General features: G+C 45.8%; 21 protein-coding genes. 17 read left to right on the top strand and 4 right to left on the bottom strand.

The window, feature by feature from the left end; all coding sequences use genetic code 11:
* The first annotated feature begins 49 nt into the window (after window positions 1-49).
* The 11 genes from L6I86_RS32860 (at window position 50) to L6I86_RS32810 (ending at window position 7,558) form a co-directional block, all read left to right on the top strand.
* Complete coding sequence (locus L6I86_RS32860; protein ID WP_236292920.1) at window positions 50-769, top strand: sugar phosphate nucleotidyltransferase; 720 nt, start codon at window positions 50-52, stop codon at window positions 767-769.
* Window positions 769-1,770 (top strand): dTDP-glucose 4,6-dehydratase, encoded by a 1,002-nt coding sequence (rfbB, locus tag L6I86_RS32855; RefSeq protein WP_236292918.1) that lies wholly within the window; start codon window positions 769-771, stop codon window positions 1,768-1,770. The genes L6I86_RS32860 and rfbB overlap by 1 nt, the downstream gene beginning before the upstream one ends.
* Entirely contained in the window at window positions 1,767-2,654 is an 888-nt protein-coding gene (rfbD, locus tag L6I86_RS32850; protein WP_236292916.1) for a dTDP-4-dehydrorhamnose reductase, read from the top strand. The genes rfbB and rfbD overlap by 4 nt, the downstream gene beginning before the upstream one ends.
* On the top strand, window positions 2,648-3,739 hold the full coding sequence (locus tag L6I86_RS32845; protein ID WP_236292915.1) for a CgeB family protein: 1,092 nt from the start codon (window positions 2,648-2,650) through the stop codon (window positions 3,737-3,739). The genes rfbD and L6I86_RS32845 overlap by 7 nt, the downstream gene beginning before the upstream one ends.
* Before the next feature lie 15 nt (window positions 3,740-3,754).
* A complete protein-coding gene (locus L6I86_RS32840; RefSeq protein ID WP_236292913.1) occupies window positions 3,755-4,900 on the top strand; it encodes a CgeB family protein in 1,146 nt (381 codons plus the stop codon).
* 68 nt (window positions 4,901-4,968) lie between these two features.
* Window positions 4,969-5,349, top strand: coding sequence for a hypothetical protein (locus tag L6I86_RS32835; RefSeq protein ID WP_236292911.1), 381 nt, complete (start codon window positions 4,969-4,971; stop codon window positions 5,347-5,349).
* 51 nt (window positions 5,350-5,400) lie between these two features.
* Window positions 5,401-5,895: a glycosyltransferase gene (locus tag L6I86_RS35765; RefSeq protein ID WP_276574927.1), complete on the top strand. Its 495-nt coding sequence runs from the start codon at window positions 5,401-5,403 to the stop codon at window positions 5,893-5,895.
* Window positions 5,861-6,589, top strand: a complete 729-nt coding sequence (locus tag L6I86_RS32825; RefSeq protein WP_236292907.1) for a glycosyltransferase family 2 protein — start codon at window positions 5,861-5,863, stop codon at window positions 6,587-6,589. Before L6I86_RS35765 ends, L6I86_RS32825 begins: the two co-directional genes overlap by 35 nt.
* A gap of 59 nt (window positions 6,590-6,648) precedes the next feature.
* Entirely contained in the window at window positions 6,649-6,936 is a 288-nt protein-coding gene (locus tag L6I86_RS32820; RefSeq protein WP_236292905.1) for a nucleoside-diphosphate sugar epimerase, read from the top strand.
* A 5-nt stretch (window positions 6,937-6,941) separates the two neighbouring features.
* Complete coding sequence (locus tag L6I86_RS32815; protein WP_236292904.1) at window positions 6,942-7,304, top strand: alpha-helical endospore appendage domain-containing protein; 363 nt, start codon at window positions 6,942-6,944, stop codon at window positions 7,302-7,304.
* Window positions 7,301-7,558, top strand: coding sequence for a hypothetical protein (locus tag L6I86_RS32810; protein WP_236292903.1), 258 nt, complete (start codon window positions 7,301-7,303; stop codon window positions 7,556-7,558). Before L6I86_RS32815 ends, L6I86_RS32810 begins: the two co-directional genes overlap by 4 nt.
* A gap of 36 nt (window positions 7,559-7,594) precedes the next feature.
* Here L6I86_RS32810 and L6I86_RS32805 read toward each other — a convergent pair whose 3' ends face one another.
* Window positions 7,595-8,584 carry a ketoacyl-ACP synthase III gene (locus tag L6I86_RS32805; protein ID WP_236292902.1) on the bottom strand — a complete coding sequence of 330 codons (990 nt, stop codon included), beginning with the start codon at window positions 8,582-8,584 and terminating at the stop codon, window positions 7,595-7,597.
* Between the two features lie 308 nt (window positions 8,585-8,892).
* Between L6I86_RS32805 and L6I86_RS32800 the strand changes: the two genes are divergently transcribed.
* Window positions 8,893-10,047 carry a sulfite reductase subunit alpha gene (locus L6I86_RS32800; protein ID WP_236292901.1) on the top strand — a complete coding sequence of 385 codons (1,155 nt, stop codon included), beginning with the start codon at window positions 8,893-8,895 and terminating at the stop codon, window positions 10,045-10,047.
* Window positions 10,048-10,114: 67 nt separating this feature from the next.
* Here L6I86_RS32800 and L6I86_RS32795 read toward each other — a convergent pair whose 3' ends face one another.
* Window positions 10,115-13,111: an efflux RND transporter permease subunit gene (locus tag L6I86_RS32795; protein WP_236292900.1), complete on the bottom strand. Its 2,997-nt coding sequence runs from the start codon at window positions 13,109-13,111 to the stop codon at window positions 10,115-10,117.
* Between the two features lie 283 nt (window positions 13,112-13,394).
* Here L6I86_RS32795 and L6I86_RS32790 point away from each other — a divergent pair, with 283 nt between their 5' ends.
* Window positions 13,395-14,165 (top strand): peptidoglycan-binding protein, encoded by a 771-nt coding sequence (locus L6I86_RS32790; RefSeq protein ID WP_236292899.1) that lies wholly within the window; start codon window positions 13,395-13,397, stop codon window positions 14,163-14,165.
* A gap of 67 nt (window positions 14,166-14,232) precedes the next feature.
* Here L6I86_RS32790 and L6I86_RS32785 read toward each other — a convergent pair whose 3' ends face one another.
* Window positions 14,233-15,264, bottom strand: a complete 1,032-nt coding sequence (locus L6I86_RS32785) for an anthranilate phosphoribosyltransferase (protein WP_236292898.1) — start codon at window positions 15,262-15,264, stop codon at window positions 14,233-14,235.
* The gene (locus L6I86_RS32780) at window positions 15,261-15,911 is read right to left on the bottom strand and encodes an ANTAR domain-containing response regulator (protein WP_236292897.1); all 651 of its coding nucleotides are present in this window, start codon (window positions 15,909-15,911) and stop codon (window positions 15,261-15,263) included. Before L6I86_RS32780 ends, L6I86_RS32785 begins: the two co-directional genes overlap by 4 nt.
* A 475-nt stretch (window positions 15,912-16,386) precedes the next feature.
* On the opposite strand from L6I86_RS32780, the gene L6I86_RS32775 reads away from it, so the two are divergent.
* The 4 genes from L6I86_RS32775 to L6I86_RS32760 all read left to right on the top strand — a co-directional run bounded on the left by L6I86_RS32775 (window position 16,387) and on the right by L6I86_RS32760 (window position 22,856).
* Window positions 16,387-17,628 (top strand): nitrate/nitrite transporter, encoded by a 1,242-nt coding sequence (locus L6I86_RS32775; protein WP_236292896.1) that lies wholly within the window; start codon window positions 16,387-16,389, stop codon window positions 17,626-17,628.
* A gap of 254 nt (window positions 17,629-17,882) precedes the next feature.
* Window positions 17,883-20,306: a nitrite reductase large subunit NirB gene (nirB, locus tag L6I86_RS32770; protein ID WP_236292895.1), complete on the top strand. Its 2,424-nt coding sequence runs from the start codon at window positions 17,883-17,885 to the stop codon at window positions 20,304-20,306.
* A gap of 33 nt (window positions 20,307-20,339) precedes the next feature.
* Window positions 20,340-20,690 carry a nitrite reductase small subunit NirD gene (nirD, locus tag L6I86_RS32765; protein WP_236292894.1) on the top strand — a complete coding sequence of 117 codons (351 nt, stop codon included), beginning with the start codon at window positions 20,340-20,342 and terminating at the stop codon, window positions 20,688-20,690.
* Window positions 20,691-20,747: 57 nt separating this feature from the next.
* Complete coding sequence (locus L6I86_RS32760; protein WP_236292893.1) at window positions 20,748-22,856, top strand: molybdopterin oxidoreductase family protein; 2,109 nt, start codon at window positions 20,748-20,750, stop codon at window positions 22,854-22,856.
* The last annotated feature ends 74 nt before the right edge of the window (window positions 22,857-22,930 follow it).

Genomic DNA, 22,930 nt, shown 5'->3' with positions numbered 1-22,930 from the left:
ACTATGCACCATAAGAAATCATACGAACGTTCGTGAAGGGGGATGACTTGTGAAAGGTGTCGTACTTGCAGGAGGAACTGGAAGTCGTTTACGCCCTTTAACGCATATTATTAACAAACATTTACTTCCAGTTGGTGAGCTGCCCATGATTCAATATGCCATTGATAAACTAAGTCAGGCAGGCATTCAGGATGTTCTTGTCATTACTGGGAAACAATCTGCGAGCTTATATGTAGATTACTTGGGTAGTGGTGACCTGTTCGGGGTGAATTTAACCTACAAGATTCAAGAGAAAGCAGGAGGAATTGCACAAGCCTTAGCATTGGCGGAGGATTTTGTGGGGGAAGGTGAGAAATTCGTGGTCATATTGGGAGATAATTTATTCCTAGATCCACTTCAGCCCATGATTGAAACCTTTTACCAGCAGGATGAAGGGGCTATGGTCATTTTAAAAGAGGTGGAAGATCCTCGTAGATATGGCGTAGCAACGTTGAAGCACAATCAAATTGAACGCATTATAGAGAAACCGGAGCATCCAGCCTCTCCATTTGCTGTGACGGGGATCTATTTATATGACTCTTCTGTCTTTGAGATTATAAAGTCACAATCACCTTCAGCAAGAGGCGAGATGGAAATCACAGATGTCAATAATGTGTATGCAGCCACAGGCGCGCTCGCTCATATGTTCTTGACAGGTTGGTGGATTGACGCGGGCACGCATGAATCGCTCTTTCAAGCCACGCTGTTAGTTAGAAAGGGGTACAGCTAATGCAGTCATTGCTTGTGACAGGGGGCATGGGTTTTATAGGAAGTAATTTTATTCATTACTGGAAAAAACATCATCCAGATGATCAAATAATCAATGTTGATTTACTTACGTATGCAGGGAATAGGGACAATGCTAGGCTGTTTGATGGTCAAGTTGGCTATCAATTTGTGCAAAGTGATATTGGTGATGAGGCGCTCATGATGAAACTGATGCAAGGCATCGATGTAGTTGTTCACTTTGCCGCTGAATCCCATGTAGATCGAAGTATTCATGACCCTGGCAGTTTTGTAAGAACGAATATGGTTGGCACTCAAATCTTACTTGAGGCCGCACGTCAAGGTCAGGTTAAGAAGTTTATTCATATATCCACAGACGAGGTGTATGGATCACTAGGGGCTGAAGGAGCCTTCAGTGAAGTAACACCAATTGCGCCGAATTCTCCATATTCAGCTAGTAAAGCAGGCTCTGATTTGCTAGTAAGAGCTTACTATGAGACGTATGGATTTCCAGCTGTGATTACACGTTGCTCCAACAATTATGGTCCCCGGCAATTTCCAGAGAAGCTAATCCCACTTTTGATTACACGTGCGCTGCGCGATGAAACGATACCCCTATATGGTGATGGACTGAATGTACGAGACTGGTTATATGTAGACGATCATTGCTCTGCCATTGAACGTGTGATTGAAGCTGGTGTGCCGGGAGAGGTCTACAACGTTGGTGGTCAGAATGAGCGAACGAATTTGGAAGTTGTCCAGAGCATTTTGAAGCTGCTGGGCAAACCTGAATCTTTAATTCAATATGTGGCGGATCGGCTTGGACATGATCGGCGATACGCCATCGATAGCTCGAAGATACGTCGCGAGTTAGGGTGGACACCGGCTTACTCATTTGAGAAGGGCTTGCAAAAGACACTAGAGTGGTATGTAAGTGAAAACGAGTGGTGCGCCCGTATTGCAGACGGTTCGTACCGTATAGATAAAGAAGCTGATCACAGGTGAAAATCGTTATTACAGGTGCCGGGGGGCAGTTAGGATATGACCTTAAGCGAGTGCTGAGCCCGCTGCATGAAGTTATCTCTTGGGGGAAATCGGAATTGGATGTTAGACAAGAACAAGAGGTCATGGAGAAGCTGTTGAACGAACGGCCGGATGTTGTTGTTCATGCTGCTGCCTATACCAATGTAGATAGAGCTGAATTCGAGAAGGAGTCTGCCTATCAAGTGAACGCTTTGGGTGCTCTTCATCTTGCGCAGGCTTGTGCGATCGTTGGGGCCAAGCTCGTCTATGTCAGTACAGATTATGTATTCGATGGCATGAAGCGAAGTCCCTACAAAGAGACGGATGTGCCCAATCCGCTCAATAGCTACGGACAATCCAAGCTTCTTGGAGAGAAATTCGTTGCCATGACTTGCATGAAGCATTTTATTGTACGAACCTCTTGGTTATATGGTCAGAAAGGTACGAATTTTGTAACCAAAGTATTGGAGAAGGCGCGTGAGAATCCGACTCTATCCATCGTAGATGATCAATTTGGATCGCCGACCTATTGCTTGGATCTGGCCATTTTCATTCGTGAGCTCATCGAAACCGACCGATATGGTCTCTATCATGCCTCCAATCAAGGCGTATGCTCCAGATATGAATTTGCCTTGCATATCCTCCGAGCGGCTGGCATGGCGCATATTTCCCTGCAGCCTGTGTCTACGCACGCTTTCCCGCCAGCACCAGCTACAAGACCTATGTATACCGCATTTGCACACAATGCTATGCAAAGCAATGGGTTCGAGCCTATGCGAGATTGGCGAACGGCACTGGATTTCTTTCTACAGGTAGATTATTACGATACAGCAGTTAGGGCTAAGAGGGTGAAAGATACATGGTAATTCGTAACCGCATAGCGGAGGGGCGCATTCAGGGATTTCAGGCAGGAAGGGAAAGTGGCTTTCGTATGGGGAGATGCCAATATGCTCTTGACACCTGCTATCCAGCACCCACACCGCTGAGAGAAGCTAGTGTTTTATTTATTGTTCAGGGCATCTTCGATGCCATTGACAAAGGAATTATTCATGGTCTGCAACAAACAGTCGGAGTTGTATACACAGCTACGGCTGCGGATATGCTCCGATTAGCGAATGAGCTTAAACCAAATCTGGTGCTTGTCATGAATGGGCTTCATGTTTTCCCTAATGATCATGCTAATCATGTGGATCAAGTAAGACAGATGGGGATTCGAACCGCCATTTGGTTTGCGGACGATCCCTATTTTACTGATCAGACAGCCGCATTAGCCCCTCACTATGATTATGTATTCACGCATGAAATGTCTTGTGTACCGTTCTATCAGGGGATAGGCTGCAGGCAAGTTCACTACTTGCCTTTGGCGGCTAACCCAACTGTGTTTAAACCTCAGCATATTAGTCCTAACTACCGAAGTGATATCTGCTTTATAGGTACGGGCTTTCCTAACCGAATTGCTCTCTTCAATGAGTTAACTCCCTTCTTGATAGGGAGAAAAGTGGTTATTGCTGGGGGATTATGGGATCGTTTAGATCGCTTCGCCTTGCTTCAACAAGGGATTAAGTTAGAGGGCGTTCCGGTCGAAGAGTCAGTGAAGTATTATAATGGTGCCAAAATCGTCCTGAATATTCACCGACTTACGTATGATGCAACCTACAATAAAAACAGCAGGAATATACCGGGATATTCCATTAATCCGAGAACCTATGAGATCGCGGGATGTGGAACCTTGCAAATTACGGATTATCGCCATGACCTGGAGCAGCACTATCGACCTGGACATGAAATCGAAACCTTCCATGATACGGGAGAGCTTCTTCATAAATTACGTCATTATTTAATTCATGAGGAAGATCGATTACGTATTGCGATTAATGGGATGAGAAGAACACGAATGGAACATTCGTTCGCAAATCGTTTAGTGAAGTTGTTGGACATTGTATTTTCCTAGAAGGGAGTGAGGGTTGTGAGTTTTATCAATAGTGCGCATGCTCGGGAGCGCGGACTTGCTGATGGTAATCAATTAGGTCACGCTAATGGAGTCAGGATGGGACAATGTGAAGCGATCATGCAAAAAGCGGCTCGTGACCGTGCGCCAAGTCCTGTCTGGGACGTACGTGTGTTGTTTGTTACCTCGGGCAAAGGGTACCCCTACGAGCCATTGGATCTCGCCGTTATTAACGGCCTTCGGCCTATAGTTCGCGAGTTGATTATAGGAAACTGTGACAAGGATCTGATCCGTATCGGGAATCCAAAAGCCAATGTCGAAACGCTTGCAGCGAGGTACCGACCTGATGTGATGATTGTTTTAGAGGGGATGAATCTCTCTCTGGATGTTGTTGATCGGGTTCGTCATATGGGCATTCGGACTGCTATATGGCTAACTGATGATCCCTATTACACGGATCTTACGGCTTCCTGTGCGAGGCACTATGATTATTTATTTACCTTAGAAGTGAATTGTGTACAGTTTTATCAGGAAATGGGATGTCAGCAGGTTCATTATTTACCTCTAGCCTTTCAACCGGAAATGTTTCGACCAAAACCAGTGCCAAATGGTGTCAACCGTGATATTTGTTTTATTGGTTCGGCTTACTGGAACCGCGTTAGCGTATTCAATCAAATTACACCGTTTTTAGCGAGCAAACGTATCATTATCTCAGGAATTTGGTGGGAACGGCTGAAGAAATATCGTCTGCTTGCACCTCAAATTCAATTGAATACGTGGATGCCCCCAGATCAAACCGCTACGTTCTACAATGGGGCGAAAATCGTCATTAATATGCATAGAGCTTTCGATGACCAATCGTATAACCACAACTCTCGCCGAATTACCGGCGCCTCTCCTAATCCGCGAACATTTGAAATTTCTGGTTGCGGGGCCTTTCAATTGACGGACATTCGGGATGATTTAGTCAATTTCTATACGCCAGACTATGATATCGTGACGTATGCATCCCCCGAAGAAATGCTTCACAAAATGAACCATTATTTAAATCACGAAGAGGAACGTAAGCAAATAGCCATGCGTGGGCTTTATCGCACGATGCGAGATCATACCTATACCAATCGACTTATTACGATGCTTTCCATCATATTTGGGCCTAGATAAAAGGCTGAACAATGAGGTTAATGAAATTGACTTGAAGAGAACCATTTTAGAAAGATGAGGTGTAGAAATTGATCACGAAAAGAAAGGTTCACAAGCTAACCGTAAGCAGAAAGATTCGAAAGAAGCAAGTGGGATCGCCAAGAAAGGTAGGTCTAAAAAAGCGTAACCTTGTTAGAAAAAAGGGACGTGCCATTCGTCAGTTGAGGCCATTCGCAAGGCGAAAGGGAAAACGCAGATTAGTTCGTCGTTTGATCCGATTTCCTAGACGTAAGGGGAGTCGAATCATAGCTCGTCGCCGCAAAGTCCCTCGCCGTATTATTCAAAGTCCAAGAGCCAGGAGAGCTCAACTGGCCTATGACCGAGCCTTCAATGAAGCTTACAACGCGAGCTACGGTATTGGCTTCGCAGAAGGATATACGTGGGAGCTTACGAATCCAACGATTGCTTAAAGTGAAGTCATGAGGTGAGCCCAGTTGCTTAAACTTATCAGAAAGAAAAGGATGAGGGGGCAGGTTTTCTTAAGGAAGGGAAGCAAACGAAAACTCCTAAAGAAACCAAAACGCCGATTCATTCCTAAGCGTAAGAGATCTTTTGCTCGGGTAAATAGGACAAGTGTCCACCCTGTCGGTGCGATCATCCTAGCTTCCAATGCAGAAGGAACGATCGAGCATGTGTTGGAGCCATTGAGACGTTTACCATTTAGGGAGATTATCGTCATTGTACACGGCTCTGTAGACCGTACGTTAGATATGGTTAGAAGCCATTCCCGTGCCATTATTATTCATAATCCTCAAAGAATCGAACCAGAGGCCGCAAGAGCTTTGGCTGCGAGGATATCGCGGTCAGATTTCTTGCTTTTCATAGAAGGGGACAAGGTTGTTAATGCGGATGAGTTGCTTCCGTGTATTCAAAATGTAGCATTAGGAATTGAAAATGGCACCTTAGTAAGGAGGCATGAACTTGCAATTAACGAGCATCATAATTCCAACGTTTAACGGTCTACCTTTGTTGAAAGCCTGTGTCACATCTATCCGCCAGCATACATCCGTGCCTTATGAAATTATAGTTGTGGATAATGGCTCTGTGGACGGAACATCGACTTACTGCCGCAATGAAAATATCAAGTTTGTGGCACTGCCAGCCAATCTCGGTTTTCCAGCTGCATGCAATTACGGTTTGCTTTTTGCGGAAGGTGACTCGTTAATGCTCTTGAATAACGATACAATCGTCACCCCTAATTGGCTGCCCATGTTACTGAACTGCTTATACAGTCGAGAAGAGGTAGGGATGGTAGGTCCCGTCTCTAACTATGTCAATGGCAAACAAAAAATTCGTGTCCCTTTCACTGGTATTTCGAACATGGCCCACATCTATAATCATGTAAATCCTAGGAAATGGCGGGAAACGAAACGCTTGGTTGGCTTCTGTTTACTATTTAAGCGGAAGCTGGTTGAGCAGGTAGGCGTGTTGGATGAACGATTTGCACCCGGATATTATGAGGATGATGACTTCTCCTACCGTGCGCGATTAGCGGGCTATCAGCTGCTCATAGCAGGCGATTGCTTCGTTTATCATCGTGGAAGTGTTAGTTTTCGAAAAAATAGCCGTCGATCTAAGCTATTGCTGCTGCGACGCAATCGTAAGAAATTTATCCATAAATGGGGAGTCGATCCCTTTCAGTTTATTTAGGCACCGTTTCACTATCAGCGGCATAACGTAGAGTGAAAAAGGTTGTAGGAGGAGTAAGTGTGGAGGAGCGGGTGACGCAAATTATTTCTCATATTGCAGCTTCACATAGCCAAACGGGACGAATATTGGAAACACATCGGCATGTGTCTACGCAAATGGCGGCAATTGCAGGAGATCTGCCGGATTCTCATCCTGAGTTTGCGGGATTGGATATGCTGCAGAAGCGGGCTTTACAACTAACCAAAAATGTAACTACTTATTTAAACAGCCTCGCTGAATTGGAAGAAGCTATGGCGATGCAAACGGAATTAGTTATGAAAGAAATCCATGTAACTGATGAGGAATAGAGGGAATGACCTTGGATAGAACAGATCTTTATATGCAAATGTTAGATGCGACAGCCAAGCTGCAATATGAAATAAGTCTGATGCTGGAAGCAAGAGTCGTTGAAGCGTCGAAGTCGCAAAACTGGATTTGTCAGCATATCAACACGACAAATCTGGAGGGCCATGACCATAAAATGAAAGTAACTGGCCAAATACATGAGAGTGTCATTGAACTGATAGATGGTTTAACGAAGATGGAGAATGCGCTAAATCGCCAGATGAAGGCGTTGATTGGGAAACATCCTTCAGGTTCCGCTTTAGGCTTAGGATCCGACGACGCTATGGAATTCGGCAGCCTACTTCCGTTTGGCGAGGATGGGAAGCTGTGAAGGAATGGAATCGGGAACGCGTGGAGTTGCATATGTTGATCTCGCTGGCCAGAAGCCAGCGAGCGTTATGCAGAATCATTGAATCTGTAGCTGACCACGTAGAGAATTCTGAACAGCTCGCTGGTCATGTCGCGGATAATCTGAAGTCGATAAGTGATTATCAGCATGCGTTGATGTTGAAATTAACGAAGCAGTCTACTCGCAAGCGTGTCAATGGCAAGCCGGCTAAGCCATGGTTGAATAAAAATGTGTAGTCTCATAAGTACGAACACAAGAGAATGCAAATTTACTTAACCCCAACGTACGATTAAACCTGCGTGCGTCAAACCCCCGCCAAATCCATAGAGTAACAAGTTGTCGCCAGCCTTAACTTTTCCTTCTCTTATCCCCAAATCCAGCGCAAGAGGGATCGAAGCGGCGGAAGTGTTTCCGAAGTATTCAAGGCTGTACAACGCTTTGTCGATCGAGATCCCACTCTTTTCACAGATGGAGTCTATCATGCGCAGGTTTGCGCTATGAGGGATGAACCAATCGATTGCCGCGAGCGGCAAGCCGCTTTTTTGCAGCAGCACCTCGATGCCCTGCGGTACGGTAGAAACAGCGAATCGGTACACTTCGCGCCCGTTCTGGACAAGCTTCCCTTCCCCTAGCAGCGGATCGCCATTCAGCTCTGTTGCCAGTCCCGTCCTGTACACATGCTTAGCGCCTGTACCATCAGATCCCATATGATAAGCGAGGAATGCCGGCTTAGCTTCTTCGCGCTCAACGACTACGGCGCCAGCGCCATCGCCGAATAGGATGCAGGTGGATCGGTCTGTGTAATCTGTGATCTTGGATAAGGCGTCGCCACCGATCACGAGTATTTTGTGATGTACGCCGGCAGCCACAAGCGCACTTGCGGTGTGAAGTGCATAAGCGAATCCAGCACACGTCGCATTGAGATCATAGGCTCCTGCAGCCTGGATACCGAAGTGGGCTTGAACCTGACACGCAACTGGCGTTGATGGTAAATCTGGTGTATGTGTGGACACGATGATAAGGTCTACATCGTCAAGGGAATTTGGGTATCGATCGACCAAATTTTGCACGGCTGCTATACATAAATGGCTGGAGAACTCATGTGCTCCAGCTATTCGGCGCGCTTGAATTCCTGTCCGCTGCACGATCCATTCATCGTTCGTATCGACCATGCGGGAAAGCTCATCGTTAGTCAAAATATGCTCAGGCACATAGGTGCCAATGGCTGAAATTCGGGCTTGCAAGGGGCTGGAGGAAGACATGCGGAACACTCCTTTGGAATTTAGTTTGAAAAATATTTAGGACTAGATATTAGTACTTGGTACTAAAATTAGTTTATGATATGGCTGTGTGCTTTGTCAATGGGATGAAGAAGAAGAATGTACTGAAAAATTCTCACATTTGTTAAGGTGGTGTCGTATTATTTACAAGAATTGGTTTTTAATTAAGACAAATTGTTTAATTTTTTGGAAAAAGTTAAAAATTCATAATAGGGTTAATTAAAAAACATTTCTAAGTTGATCGGCATGTGCTATTCTAAATAATAAAAATTCTTCTGGGGTGAAGAGAAATGCAAGTTACTGATGTCGAAAAAGTACCATCCTTGTTTTCCAGAACCAATCCGTTTCAAGCGAAAGTGTTGAAAAATATGAATTTAAACGGTGAAGGCTCCACAAAAGAAACACGCCATATTGAACTTTCGCTTGAAGGCTCTGGTTTGTCCTATGTGCCTGGCGATTGCTTAGGTGTAGTACCTGACAACGATCCGGAGTTGGTCGCTTCTATCCTTGAGGTTATGAAGTGGGATCCGGAAACAGCGGTTGTCATTAATAAACAGAACGAAACGCTCCCTTTGAAAGAAGCGCTTTTGAAGCATTTCGAGCTTACGCTGTTGTCCAAGAAAATTGTTCAGCAAGCCGCTGAATTTTCCGATAATGAAGCGTTGAAGCAGCTTGTGGCAGATACAGAGCAGCTGAAGGCTTATACAGACGGTCGCGATGTGCTTGACTTACTAAGTGAATTTGGACCTTGGAAAGCTTCCGCACACGAAATTGTCGCTTTATTAAGAAAAATGCCGCCACGCTTATATTCCATTGCAAGCAGCTTTGCAGCCAACCCGGGGGAAGTTCACCTCACGATCGGTGCTGTTCGCTACATGGCGCACGGCCGCGAGCGCAAAGGTGTATGTTCCGTGATGTGTGCAGAGCGCCTGAACGAAGGAGATACAGTTCCGGTCTTTGTTCAACTGAACAAACATTTTAACCTGCCGGAGTCGTCGGAGCAGGATATCATCATGGTAGGTCCTGGTACAGGAATTGCACCATTCCGTTCCTTTATCCAAGAGCGTGCGGTGAGCAAAGCGGCAGGCAAAGCATGGCTGTTCTTTGGCGACCAGCGTTCAGCGACAGATTATCTGTATCAGGAAGAGCTGGAGCAATATCAACAGGCGGGCGCGTTGACCAAAATCGATGTAGCCTTCTCCCGTGATACGGCGCAGAAAGTGTATGTGCAGAATAAAATGCAGGAGAATAGCCAGGAGCTATTCGCATGGTTAGAGCGCGGAGCTTACTTCTACGTGTGTGGCGATAAACAAAACATGGCGAAGGATGTTCACAACACCCTGATTGACATTATTGAAAAAGAAGGCAAGTTAAGCCGCGAAGAAGCTGAAGCTTATTTGAATGGCTTGCAAGAGCAAGGACGTTACCAACGTGACGTTTATTAATTGAAAATAGGTAAGGCGAGTAAGCTGACTATCAGCTTGCTCGCCTTTTTTGTTGACATTAGCGCGACTATCGAACCATTCCAAGATGTCTTCTTTGACGTTTTGCTTTTCTAGCATGCAGAAGCTCATATACCGTTGGGACCATGATCAACGTGAAGAGCGTTGCTGAAGTCAGACCGCCTATAACGACTACTGCTAAGCCTCGGGAAACGATGCTGCCTTCTTCTGCTTTGGCAAGAACAAGCGGCACCATCGCACAAATGGTAGCTACGGCTGTCATCAAGATCGGACGCATCCGTGTAGCCGCGGCTTCAAGCAAGGATTCACGAATAGTCATGTGCTCTTCGTTTTGCTTCACACGATCAATCAAGACGATGGCATTCGTGACGACGATACCGATGAGCATCAAGAATCCGAAGATCGACGTAACGTCGAAGGATGTTTTGGTGATCATCATCCCGACAATCGCACCCACGGCTGCGAAAGGAAGGGATACCATGCTCGCGATCGGTGCGCGGAACGATTTAAAGGTAATAACCATGATCAGCAACACGATTCCAATGGAAATTCCCATGGTCATGAACAAGTCGGCAAAATCACTGGATTGCTCAGCGGATGCTCCGCCAACGCTTAAAGCAATATGGGCTGGAAGCTTGAGATCTTTGGTATTTTTCGTGATCTCTGTGTTGATTTTGGATAGTTTAGTTGAGTCTACGAGTGCCGTCACACGCAAGAATTGTTGACTATCCTTATGAAGGATCGTGTTGGACTCATTTGTTTTTTCGATCTTCGCAACGGAGGTCAAGGCAGCTGGACCCGTTGCTGTCATGATTTGAATATTCGATAGGTCGGAAACCGTCGAAGGATTAATTAAAGCATCTAACACAACAGGAATTTCTTTATTCTCCAGCTTCATCGAACCAATGGGTGTTGGGTTCATCAGAGAGCGAATCGTACCTGCAATTTCCTCAGGTTTAGCCAGAGCAGGATCAACTGTAATCGAATAGCCAGGCTTGGTCACATTTTGATTACTCGTAACTTTCTCAACGCCTTCAATACCTTTAATTGCCGCAATCACATCCGCTGCAGCTTGATCTAAGGTCTTGGCGGAATCTCCCGTTAAATCAACGGTAATAGCGGAACCGCTGCTACCATCGAAGCCACCTCCGCCCGCTTGCAAATCGGCGTCCGAGTATTTGGTTTTTTGAGAGACAACCTGGTCGATAAAGTGCTGTGTATCCACATCTTTCTTCATGAATACTTGGAAGGTTGCAATTGTTGGAGGCGCGACGCTGCCCCATTTGGCATTCTCTTCGGTATTTCCTTGTTGCAGAATAAGATGCTCAAGCTCACTTTGATCGAGCAAGAATTTTTCTAATTCCATTGCTTTTTCGCGCACTTTAGAAATCGGAGTTTCAGGTGCGTAGGACAGCGTGACACTCAACTGGCTTGCTGTGGAACCTGCAACAGCACCTTTTGGCATGACGAAGTATAGAGCAATCGAACCGCCAAACAAAATAAGCGAAACAAGAATGGAGATGAACTTATGATTCAAGCTCCAGGATAAGATGCTTCTCAGACCCCGCGACTCTTTATGTTCCTTTAATTTCGTATTGCGAAGTAACCAAGCGCTCATCAGAGGAACGACGGTTAATGCAACCAGCAATGAGGAAAGCAGGGAATAGGTTACGGTTAAGGCAAAAGGGAGCAGGAAGGCTTGCAAGGAGCCTTTCAAAAGTCCCAGTGGCAGGAACACGGCAACGGTTGTTAAGGTAGAAGCAGTAATCGCTCTAGCGACCTCACGCGTTGCATCAAGGATTAATTCCTTGGAGAACTCCGCCTTCTGGGTTCTTCGGAAGATATTTTCGATAACAACGATACTATCATCCACGAGCCGTCCTACGGCTACTGCGACCCCGCCAAGGGTCAAGATATTCAGTGTCACACCAGATTGGGAAAGCAAGAACAAGGTTAATCCAAGTGAAAGAGGGATAGACACAATAGTAATGAACGTGGAACGAACATTTCTTAGGAAGATTAGAATCACAATTGTCGCGAATAAGGCGCCAAGTAACACTTCTCTCATCATACTGTTCACGGAAGTGACCACAGATTCAGCCGTGGAATAAATCACTTCTGCCGTCGCACCTGGGTATTTCGTTGCGATTTCTTCTGAGATTTTATCTACTTCCTTAGAGATATCAACCGCATTGGAGCTAGCATCCTTGGTTACTACCAAGGTAAGGGAATCCGTGCCGTTAATACGGGTTAGTGTATCTTTGTTTGCGGCTACTTCAACAGTTGCAACATCGTTTAATTTGACGCCTGGTGCCACAGTTAAATTATTAAGTGTATTGAGATCGTCCAAGTTCCCAATGACCTTAATAGCGCTCGTTTTGCCATCAATCGGTCTTTCTCCGACATTGACAGTTACGTTCTGCCCTTGAAGGACACCCATCAGCACTTGAGCAGGCAATTTTGCGTTGGCCAGCTTATCTTTATCGGGGTGAATAATCACTTGCGAAACGGATGTGCCACCGAGCGCTACGCTAGCAAGGCCTCTGATTTTCTGAAACTCAGGTAATATTTTCTCTTGTGCTAGCTCAACATTTTGCTTGGTAATGCCATCTTTGAAGTTAAGGGATACCCAGGAGAGTGGAATCATCGAGGTATTTAATCGAATGACGAAAGGCTTCGACATCCCCGCAGGGAGAACAATCGAGGAGAGCGCTTCTTGCACGCTGGCTTGGGCATCCTTCATTTTAATATCCGAATCAAATGTCATATCAATCTTCATGAAGCCGTCGGATGATGTGGAGAATATTTCTTTCTTACCCGGCACACTGGAGACAGCTTTCTCTATAGGTGTAGTTGCACTATCTAGCATGGATTTGGCATCGTAGCCTTGGCCGACGACCGTAACACTAATCTGTGGGAAATCTGCACTTGGGAGAAATTCCATCGGCAATTTAAAATAACTACCGATTCCCGTGCCTAAAATTAATATCACCAAAAAAATGACTGCTGCTTTGTTACTAAAAGCCCATTTCGTAAACCATGTCACACGACTCGCTCCCCTTTCATGATCTATCTCTTTATTTCTCTAGGTACAAGTAAAACGGTACCAATCTTAATGCGAATATGGCTATGGAATGGTTTCAACTCAGACTACAGTCGGAGAAATCCCTAAAGTGTAGAATTCCATCTTCTGATTGATATATGTAAATAAGGGATTAGGTAGATAGAATTTTCATGATTTGGATAAAAGATCAACTCGAAGGAAATGCTACCCTTATCGTCCATCTTGTGACGAAGATACTGAAGACGACGGGAAGTGAACGTAACGCATGTTACAAGGCAAAAAGAGGTTGATCTGGATAGTCCTCATCTGTGTGGTCTTGTTCAGTGCTTCCACAACGACTGTTTTTGCGTATGGCAAAGGTGCAAAAGGCCCAGATGTATACGCAGTTCAAGGGATGTTGAAGTCTCTTGGTTACTACTCGGGACCGATTACAGGCTATTATGGCAATCAAACACAAGCTGGGGTTAAAGCGTTTCAAAGTAGATATGGTTTGCCAGTAACGGGAAATGTTGATGATCAAACCTTACAATCCATCCTGTGGGCTTATGGTAATTTGAAGATTCCCAAGAAGGCGACGCCAACGCCAGTGCCAACACCGGCGCCGGATATACCGAGTCCAACACCTGCACCACAGGTTCCCTCAACGTCAGGATTAACGGTAGAAGAGCAGCAAATGCTGGATCTTGTGAATAAAGAGCGAACGGCTATTGGTCTCGCTGCGCTTACAGCTGATCTAGAGTTGACCAAAACAGCCCGCCTAAAAAGCCAAGATATGGTGGATAACAAATATTTCTCACATGACTCACCAACGTATGGTTCCCCATTCGATATGATGGAGAAATTCGGAATTACGTATAATGCAGCAGGGGAGAACATTGCTTGTAACCAAGGCGTTCAAGCAGCTCATGAAGCTTTAATGAACTCTCCAGGACATAAAGCGAATATACTTAGCAAAGATTACACGCATATTGGTATCGGCATTGTAGATGGCGGGCCGTGTGGTAAAATGTTCACCCAACAGTTTATTGGTAAATAGACAACATAGGAAAAAGGACGTAACGGATGCGTGAGCATTCATTACGTCCTTTTTGTTTCAACGATGCTTATGTGGCAGATACAGGTTTAATTGCTTCGGTCCATTCCGTGTACTTCTGGAGTGCTGCACCTTGCTCAATCGCATGACGGGCCATATAGATGCCTTCTTCAATGGAGCCAGCTTTCTGGGAAATCCACAAACGGACAGCACTGTTGAGTAGTACCATATTTAAGTAGGGGAGTGGAGCATCGCCACGAAGGACAGAAAGTGTGGTCTCTGCTTGCAGTTCAGCCGTCCATTCCTGGGCTGGCACTTCAACCATCAGCTCATAAATTTCAGGATCTACAATGAATAACTCACTTGCCCCGTCTTGGATAAGGTAGGTTCTTGTACGTTTATCGACACCTAAGTCCTCTGAGCCCTCCATACCCTGCACCACAATACCTCGAGAAACACCTAATTCAATGAGCAAATTCGTGATTTTCTCAAAAACAGTGCCGTGAAACACACCAACAGCCATATAAGGAGCTTCTGTAAAACGCAGCAGCTTCTCCGCAGTATTGAACACGGTTCTCAAACCGAGTTCTTTACGAATTTCGCGCAGCTCGCCAAGCGGCTCACACCAGCTTTCGGTCGGTGTGAATAAGAAGCCTGTTCGCGCCGCAGCAGAAACTAATGCTTCACGTGATGCTTCAAGTGCATTTACCCCCATTGCTGTAAGCACATCGGATAAGGTGATGCCCCATTTAGGAGGCATGCTAGGGCTGCCGTGCAAAGTTGTTGGCAATCCGCAGGCTGCGAGTACGAATGCGGTCGGTAATGTTGCGATAAATGTGCGAGTGCGACCATCATAGGGACCGGCACAGTCGATACTTCCAGCCATGGGATAAGTGCTAATACGTTGTCGTAAGGCATGAATAAAGGCTTTGATTTCATCGGGCGATTCCATTTTAATTCGCTCAGCTACAAGAAAAGCGCCGATCTGAGCTTGGGTGGCTGCACCGGTTAGTATGAGTTCGGCTGCTTGAGCCGCTTCTTCATAGGTAAGGTCTCTGGCTCCGCGTTTACCGCGGCCTACTTCTTTTAATAAGGATATCATCGTTTGCGGCCCCCTTTGTTCTGATCCTGTAGTATCTGATATACCTTGACGATGGAGGTTGCGACGTCGACCATACGCTTACGTTCATTCATAGCTTGTTTACGGAGGAAATCATAAGCTTCAGCTTCCGAGATGCCTTTGATTTCGCATAAAATTCGCTTCGCCTGATCAACCCACTTACGTTCTTCAAGCTTGGACAGCAGTTGTTCGCGCTCCTGATGCCACTCGGTTCGTTGGAAATAATGGTTCACACCCAGTATCAACGCACAATGAATTTCTAGTGGGCTCATCGTGGGACCGATCAAGCCATCTATTCCCGCATCCATCTTGCATTCATTAGAAGGAAAAGTTTGCGTATCACACCACCAGAATATGGGAAGACTCCGCTGTGCAAGCAAGCGTATACGCCAATCTGTGACTTGTTCGGGACCTACTGATAATAATACAGCATCGACCTTAGGGATGATAAAGGAAATTTCTTTCATATTAGATGAAGTATAAATGCGGAACCCCAAATCCTTCATGATTTCATCAGGTAAAAATTCTTTTCCTTGCATGTCTTCCGTTCGAACAGCATGTGAGGGCTCAGAGGAGGTAGCTGAGCGAGTTGTCATGAACTCGTCGACCAGAATGAATGATTGCAACATGGGAATACCTCCATCTTGAATAACTTTAACTCATGACAAGTACATGTTAGGTTTTGATCTTAATTCGATCATTATTGGTATTATTATACGGCAATACTATAGCATATGCACCTGAAATTTGTCGATATGCTACTCAAATTCTCTCATAATTTTTTTTGTGTTAAGTTTATTGACATAGAATTAAGTGCATCGTATAATCAAGTTAAGAAATCGGCACAATGATGTGCCACCCGACGAAGGCAACGGCGCCTATCCCCTTACAATTACGTAACTGGATAGGCTTTTTATGTTCAATGTAATGAAAAAATTACATCTATCATGCTGTCCACGAGGAAGTGGCAGCAGTGGCAATGAGGCCGATAAACATCCCATGATTGATAGGGGTATGTTTGTCGGCCTTTTCTGTCAACGTGCAGTCAAGAAAATGGATAGGACAAAAAGAAGGCGAAAAGCCTCACAAAAGGAGAGGGATTGCATGGTAGATCGGAAAAGTTTTATGCAAGTAGGGCACAAAGGGTCTTTGTTCAGTTCATTCTTGTATTTTGACATGAGCTTCATGGTCTGGGTGCTTCTTGGACCGCTAGCTGTCATCCTAGCCAAAGATTTTGGGTTGGATGCCGCACAAAAAGCTAATTTGGTTGCTTTACCAACTTTAGGGGGGGCGGTCTTACGACTAGTACTTGGCGTACTAACGGATAAAATTGGTCCTAAACTAACAGGACAGATTGGGCTTTCTCTTACCTTAATTCCATTATTCTGGGGATGGCAGTTCGCTAACACGATGGGAGATATGTATTTTGTAGCTCTAATGTTAGGTATTGCAGGAGCAAGCTTTGCTGCAGCACTACCGCTCGCTAGCAGCTGGTACCCGCCACAGTATCAAGGATTAGCAATGGGGATTGCAGGTGCAGGAAATAGCGGGACGATTTTTGCTACCTTGTTTGCAAATCGTTTAGCACAACATTATGGAGACTGGCACGTTGTTTTCGGAATTGCCATGATTCCAATCGCAATAACGCTTGTCATATTTAGTATTTTGGCAAAGGATAGTCCCAATAAACCAGCACCAAAAACGATTGCAGAGTACGGTAAAGTATTGAAACAGAAGGATTCGTGGTTGTTCTGTATTTTCTATAGTGTAACTTTCGGTGGTTTTGTAGGAATGGCATCTTATCTTACGATTTTCTTTAATACACAATATGGGCTTTCTCCTGTGCGTGCTGCAGACTTTACAACTTTATGCGTCATCGGTGGTAGCTTCTTCCGTCCCGTTGGAGGATGGCTTGCAGATAAGATTGGCGGAATTCGTATGTTAATGGTTCTATATGGCGTTGTTGGTTTAATGATGGCAGGTATCTCGACGCTTCCTGCACTTTCTTTGACAACAGTCATGCTCTTCGTTGCAATGATGGCCTTCGGAATGGGGAATGGTTCGGTATTCCAACTCGTGCCACAGCGTTTCAAAGCGGAAATTGGTGTGATGACAGGAATTGTTGGAGCAGCAGGGGGATTAGGTGGTTACTTCTTGCCTAAAATTCTTGGAAACCTGAAATTATCCACGGGTTCTTTCACACCAGGCTTCCTGATTCTCAGTGGAATTGCACTAAGTTGTATCGTCATTATTGCGGTTGTTCAAGGGCAATGGAAACGTACATGGATTGGCGAAGGCGGCAAGGTGAAAGTAGCGTCTTCGAGCATGGATACGATACAGGCTTAACATAAGCAGGAACGCCGCTGATTCTACGTGGTCAGCGGCACATCCAGTAAAGTTTTTGCTCATGCAGCCTGCTCTTCAGGCTGTATGGGCAAAGACGTTACGACTAGCGTCTTTGCAGTTCTTTCGAACAATCGAACTGCTCAAGCTCCATATCCCAAATTAGTCATTTGGGAGCTTTGCTCCTAAATGACCCTTTTTTCTCACAACTCAAATACAATTGAATGCCATAGTAAATGGATGGAAGGATGATCACAATGACAGTCAAAAAAGAGAAGCTAGTCCTGGTCGGAAACGGAATGGCGGGTGTTAATGCCGTTGAACATTTACTAAAACTGGCGCCAGATAAATATGAGGTTACGATTTTCGGTAGTGAACCGCATCCCAACTACAATAGAATCTTGTTGTCCTATGTGCTCTCCGGCGATTCCAAAGTGGAGGATATCGTTATCCACCCTTATGAATGGTATACGAACAATCATATTACCTTATATACGAATCAAACCATCACGGGCATCGACACTCTGGCCCAAACCGTCACGAGCGATAAAGGCCTGAGCGTTTCTTATGATAAATTAATTTTGGCAACAGGTTCTAATCCATTCATGATTCCTATGCCAGGTGCAGACAAAGAAGGCGTCATGGCCTATAGAACGATCCGTGATTGTGAAATCATGATTGAGTCGGCTAAAAAGTACAAGAAAGCAATTGTCATCGGCGGCGGTTTGCTAGGCTTAGAGGCAGCGCGTGGCTTCCTCAATCTCGGTATGAAAGTCGATGTTGTTCATATCGTCGATACGATTATGGAGCGTCAACTTGATCGCACAGCGTCCAAAATGCTGCAAGCTGCTCTTGAAGAGCAAGGCATCAACTTTCTGTTAGAGAAGCAATCGGCAGAAATTGTGGGAGACAAACGGGTAACCGGCCTGAAATTTAAGGATGGCACGATTGCTGAAGCTGATTTAATCGTCATGGCTGTCGGTATTCGACCTAATGTAGCCCTTGCGAAAGAAGCTGGCGTTGAGTGTAATCCAGGCATTATTGTAAATGATTATTTGCAAACGAGTGTTCCGAATGTGTACGCCGTTGGTGAATGTGCGATGCACAGAGGCATCGCTTATGGTCTAGTTGCACCGCTCTATGAGCAAGGTGCCGTACTGGCTAAGCATTTGGCTGGCGTAGAAACAGGCCCGTATGAAGGCTCTATTTTGTACACGAAGCTCAAAGTATCCGGTGTTGATGTATTCTCAGGCGGTCAATTCGTTGAGGCGGAAGGAACCAAAGCAATTCGTATTCACGATGAATTCTCTGGTGTCTACAAGAAAGTCGTTATTAAAGATAATAAAATTATCGGTGCCGTACTCTTTGGTGATACAGCTGACGGTACGCGACTTATGCAAATGATTCGAGAAGAAACAGATATTAGCGGTATGGGGAAAACAGCTATACTAACGGATTCCTCTGGTGGTGGCGGAGCGGCATCCGGAGTTGCAGAGATGAAGGATGACGCGATTATCTGTGGTTGTAACGGTGTAACGAAAGGGACGATTTGTTCCGCCATTAAGGATCAGGGCTTAACGACTGTAGATGAAGTGAAGAATTGTACAACGGCATCCCGTTCCTGTGGAGGCTGTAAGCCATTAGTCAGTGATCTGTTGGCTTTCACCCTAGGGGCTTCTTATGATAAAAACGCTGCGAAAGAAACAATCTGTGGCTGTACAACACACACGCGGGATGAAGTTGTGACGGCTATTCGGGAAAAAGGATTATCCCATGTACGCGAAGTGATGAACGTTCTTGAATGGAAAAATGAAGAGGGCTGCTCCAAATGCCGTCCAGCACTCAATTATTACTTGGGTATGATTAGCCCTGAAACGTATAAAGATGACAGCACATCCCGATTCGTCAATGAGCGTATGCATGCCAATATTCAAAAGGACGGTACGTACTCCGTTGTTCCACGGATTTATGGCGGTGTTACGAACCCGACGGAGCTTAAGCGTATTGCAGAGGTTGCTGAACAATTCAATGTACCGACTGTGAAATTTACGGGAGGACAACGACTCGATTTGCTAGGTGTGAAAAAAGAAGACTTGACCGCCATGTGGGAGGCATTGGATATGCCATCAGGGTATGCCTACGGTAAAGCCTTGCGGACAGTGAAAACATGTGTCGGCGAAACCTTCTGCCGTTTCGGTACAGGGGATGCGATGGGTGTTGGTATCGAGTTGGAGAAACGTTTTGAACGCTTGAATACGCCAGCCAAAGTGAAGCTTGCTGTTTCAGGTTGTCCGCGAAATTGTGCGGAATCCGGAATTAAAGATCTAGGTGTCGTGTCCGTCGATGGCGGCTGGGAGCTGTATGCAGGTGGTAACGGTGGCGTAAAAGTCCGCGTAGGCGATTTGATGAGCACGGTGAAGACCGAAGAAGAGATCATCGAATATACAGAAGCTTATCTGCAATACTACCGCGAAACGGGTAAATACGGCGAGCGTACGAGTGAGTGGGTACACCGTCTAGGAATCGATCATATTCGTGATGTTGTCCAAAATGACCAAGAGCGTAAGCAATTGTGTGAACGCATGGATTTGGCGCTATCCGTGACACAAGATCCATGGAAGCAAGCCATTGATAGCAAGAAAATCCAACGCGATCTATATGAAGTTGTTGAACTGAAATAGAAATAGAGAGATAAACAGGGAGGAGCAGAGAAGATGATAACACAAAATGAGCAAATGATTTGGGTGCAAGCCGTTTCCTATGAGGATTTAGCCTTTAATACAGGGAGGACGATTCGATATCAAGGAGAAGAGGTTGCCTTATTCAAATTGAAAAGTGGTAAGCTTCAAGCGATTCAGAATCGTTGTCCGCATAAGGAGGGCGTTCTTGCCGAAGGCATCGTCTGTGATGACCACGTGTTCTGCCCTATGCATGATCGCAAAATCCATTTGCCTTCTGGTCTTGTGCAAGCACCTGATACGGGTTGCGTGAAAACGTACTTGACTAAAGTGGATGACGGGACCGTTTTTATCGGATTTCCGATCAATGATGAAATGGCTTGTTAGCCCTTATATAACTCTTATATACCTATAAAGAGAGCTTGATCTGCGGGGGTGGGAGCGTTGAGAACAGCACTGGTCACATTATCGGATGAACAGCCCTCCTCCCATTGTTGCTTTTGCAGTATGCAGTGTGGATTGGAGATACTACCCAGTGATAAGACAGAAGGTTTAACGATTAAGCCGAGCGCGAATTTCCCAGTCGCAACAGGCCGATTATGTCAAAAAGGTTTGAATGCTTTGGAGCATGTCGTTCATTCGGAACGAATTCTGGAGCCGCTTCATAGGGAAGCCGCAAGAGTAGGCCAATGGCAGCCGGTTTCCTGGGCTCATGCGTATTCAGATATTGCGAAGAGGATTACATCGTTGCAGGCTGAACATGGGCGTGATGCGATTGGCGTCTATGGCGGCGGATCGTTGACGAATGAAGTAAGTTACTTACTTGGTAAGTTTACGCGTGTGGCGCTTAGGTCCAAATATATCGATTATAACGGTCGTTATTGTATGTCATCGGCTGCGGCTGCGAGTAATAAAGCTTTCGGTATTGATCGTGGGATGACGATGCCTTTATCGGAAATTCCTAATGCGAAATATATCATTCTAGCGGGCACGAATATTGCGGAGTGCCAGCCTACGATGATGCCTTATCTATTAGAAGCAAAGAAAAAAGGCGCCGTTATTGTGACCATTGATCCGCGCAATACGATGACCTCCAAGACGGCAGATATTCATGTGAGACTTCAACCTGGTTTCGACTCCGTTTTCATCAATGGGCTACTTCATGTCATGATTGCCGAAAACCTCATTGATCAGAAGTTCGTTCAATCACGTACATCTGGTTTCGAACAAGTGAAAGAAGCAGTCAAATCGTTCACACCAGCTCGCGTTGAATATTTAACTGGCGTACTTGAAGCGGTGATTCGTACAATTGCACGCGGTTTTGCGAAGGCAGAGACGGGGATCGTGTTAACGGCAAGAGGTTTGGAGCAACAAGTGAATGGGGTTGAGAATACACTCAATTACATTAACCTGACACTGCTCACGGGTAAAATAGGGCGTTCGGGCTGCGGCTATGGCGCTGTGACTGGTCAAGCAAACGGCCAAGGTGGTCGTGAGCATGGGCAAAAAGCCGACCAGCTCCCAGGCTACCGCTTGATCGAAGATCCTGCAGCGCGTGAACATGTGGCGAAAGTATGGGGCATCGAACCAAGTGAGCTGCCGGGTAAAGGTGTTTCCGCCTATGAATTGCTGCAGAAAATCGATGAAGGTGAAATTAAAGCATTAATCGTACTGGGTTCTAATCCACTAGTTTCTAGTCCGAATAATAAGATGGTAGAGCGTGCCTTACAAAAGCTAGAGTTACTCGTGGTCGTAGATATGTTCGAGACCGAAACGGCACGGTATGCGCATTATTTGTTGCCTGGTTCATCCTTTGCTGAAGCGGAGGGGACTATGACCAACCTGGAGGGGCGAGTGTTCCATCGCAGGAAAGCCATGGAGCTACCGGGAAATTGCAAGCTCGACTATCACATTATCAGCGAACTGGCTGACGCGTTAGGACGAGGCGCCTACTTTCAATATGCGGGTATTGAAGACGTATTTCGTGAACTAGCCGCAGCTACCGCAGGTGGCAAGGCCGATTATAGCGGCATCACTTATGAACGTTTGCAAAAAGAGAAAGGGATCTTCTGGCCTTGTGGCTCAGCTGACCATCCGGGAACACCGCAATTATTCCAAGATCGTTTTCATCATGCGGATGGGAAAGCCCTATTATTCGGCATACAGCCGAAAATGCCTGCAGAGCCGATTGATAGCGACTTTCCGTTCGTGCTAACAACGGGCCGTCTTGCCAATCATTATCTAAGCGGTGCCCAGACGCGCCGAACCGAAGCTCTCAATAAGAAGGCACCTGTTCCGGTTGCCGAAATTCATCCGTCCTTGGCCAAACGAATCGGCCTAAGCGTGGAACAAAAAATCCGGATCACAAGCCGGCGTGGCTCCCTTGTTTTTCAAGTCAAAGTCACAGAGGGAATTCAACCTCGCACCGTCTTCGTTCCTTTCCATTGGGGCGACGAGCATTCGATCAACGTGTTGACGAATGATGCCTTGGATCCAACGAGTCGGATGCCGGAGTTTAAGATTTGCGCAGTGAAAGTTGAGCGAGTGGATTGAAATAGAGCGCCCCAGTTGGAATTCAACTGGGGTGTTTGCTTGGGTTAACAACCCGTACCCCGTACCCCGTACCC

Source organism: Paenibacillus allorhizoplanae (assembly GCF_927798215.1).
GTDB classification, from domain to species: domain Bacteria; phylum Bacillota; class Bacilli; order Paenibacillales; family NBRC-103111; genus Paenibacillus_E; species Paenibacillus_E allorhizoplanae.
The sequence above is the reverse complement of the archived record's forward strand: the minus strand, read 5'-3'. Positions and strand labels throughout refer to the sequence as shown.

Excerpts from the sequence above, each read along its gene's own strand:
- nirB (WP_236292895.1), top strand. The coding sequence starts at position 17,883 with ATGACAGTCAAAAAAGAGAAGCTAGTCCTGGTCGGAAACGGAATGGCG.
- L6I86_RS32785 (WP_236292898.1), bottom strand. The coding sequence starts at position 15,264 with ATGATATCCTTATTAAAAGAAGTAGGCCGCGGTAAACGCGGAGCCAGA.
- L6I86_RS32800 (WP_236292901.1), top strand. The coding sequence starts at position 8,893 with ATGCAAGTTACTGATGTCGAAAAAGTACCATCCTTGTTTTCCAGAACC.
- L6I86_RS32815 (WP_236292904.1), top strand. The coding sequence starts at position 6,942 with ATGACCTTGGATAGAACAGATCTTTATATGCAAATGTTAGATGCGACA.
- nirD (WP_236292894.1), top strand. The coding sequence starts at position 20,340 with ATGATAACACAAAATGAGCAAATGATTTGGGTGCAAGCCGTTTCCTAT.
- rfbB (WP_236292918.1), top strand. The coding sequence starts at position 769 with ATGCAGTCATTGCTTGTGACAGGGGGCATGGGTTTTATAGGAAGTAAT.
- L6I86_RS32805 (WP_236292902.1), bottom strand. The coding sequence starts at position 8,584 with ATGTCTTCCTCCAGCCCCTTGCAAGCCCGAATTTCAGCCATTGGCACC.
- L6I86_RS32780 (WP_236292897.1), bottom strand. The coding sequence starts at position 15,911 with ATGTTGCAATCATTCATTCTGGTCGACGAGTTCATGACAACTCGCTCA.
- L6I86_RS32790 (WP_236292899.1), top strand. The coding sequence starts at position 13,395 with ATGTTACAAGGCAAAAAGAGGTTGATCTGGATAGTCCTCATCTGTGTG.
- L6I86_RS32775 (WP_236292896.1), top strand. The coding sequence starts at position 16,387 with ATGGTAGATCGGAAAAGTTTTATGCAAGTAGGGCACAAAGGGTCTTTG.
- L6I86_RS32845 (WP_236292915.1), top strand. The coding sequence starts at position 2,648 with ATGGTAATTCGTAACCGCATAGCGGAGGGGCGCATTCAGGGATTTCAG.
- L6I86_RS35765 (WP_276574927.1), top strand. The coding sequence starts at position 5,401 with ATGAGGGGGCAGGTTTTCTTAAGGAAGGGAAGCAAACGAAAACTCCTA.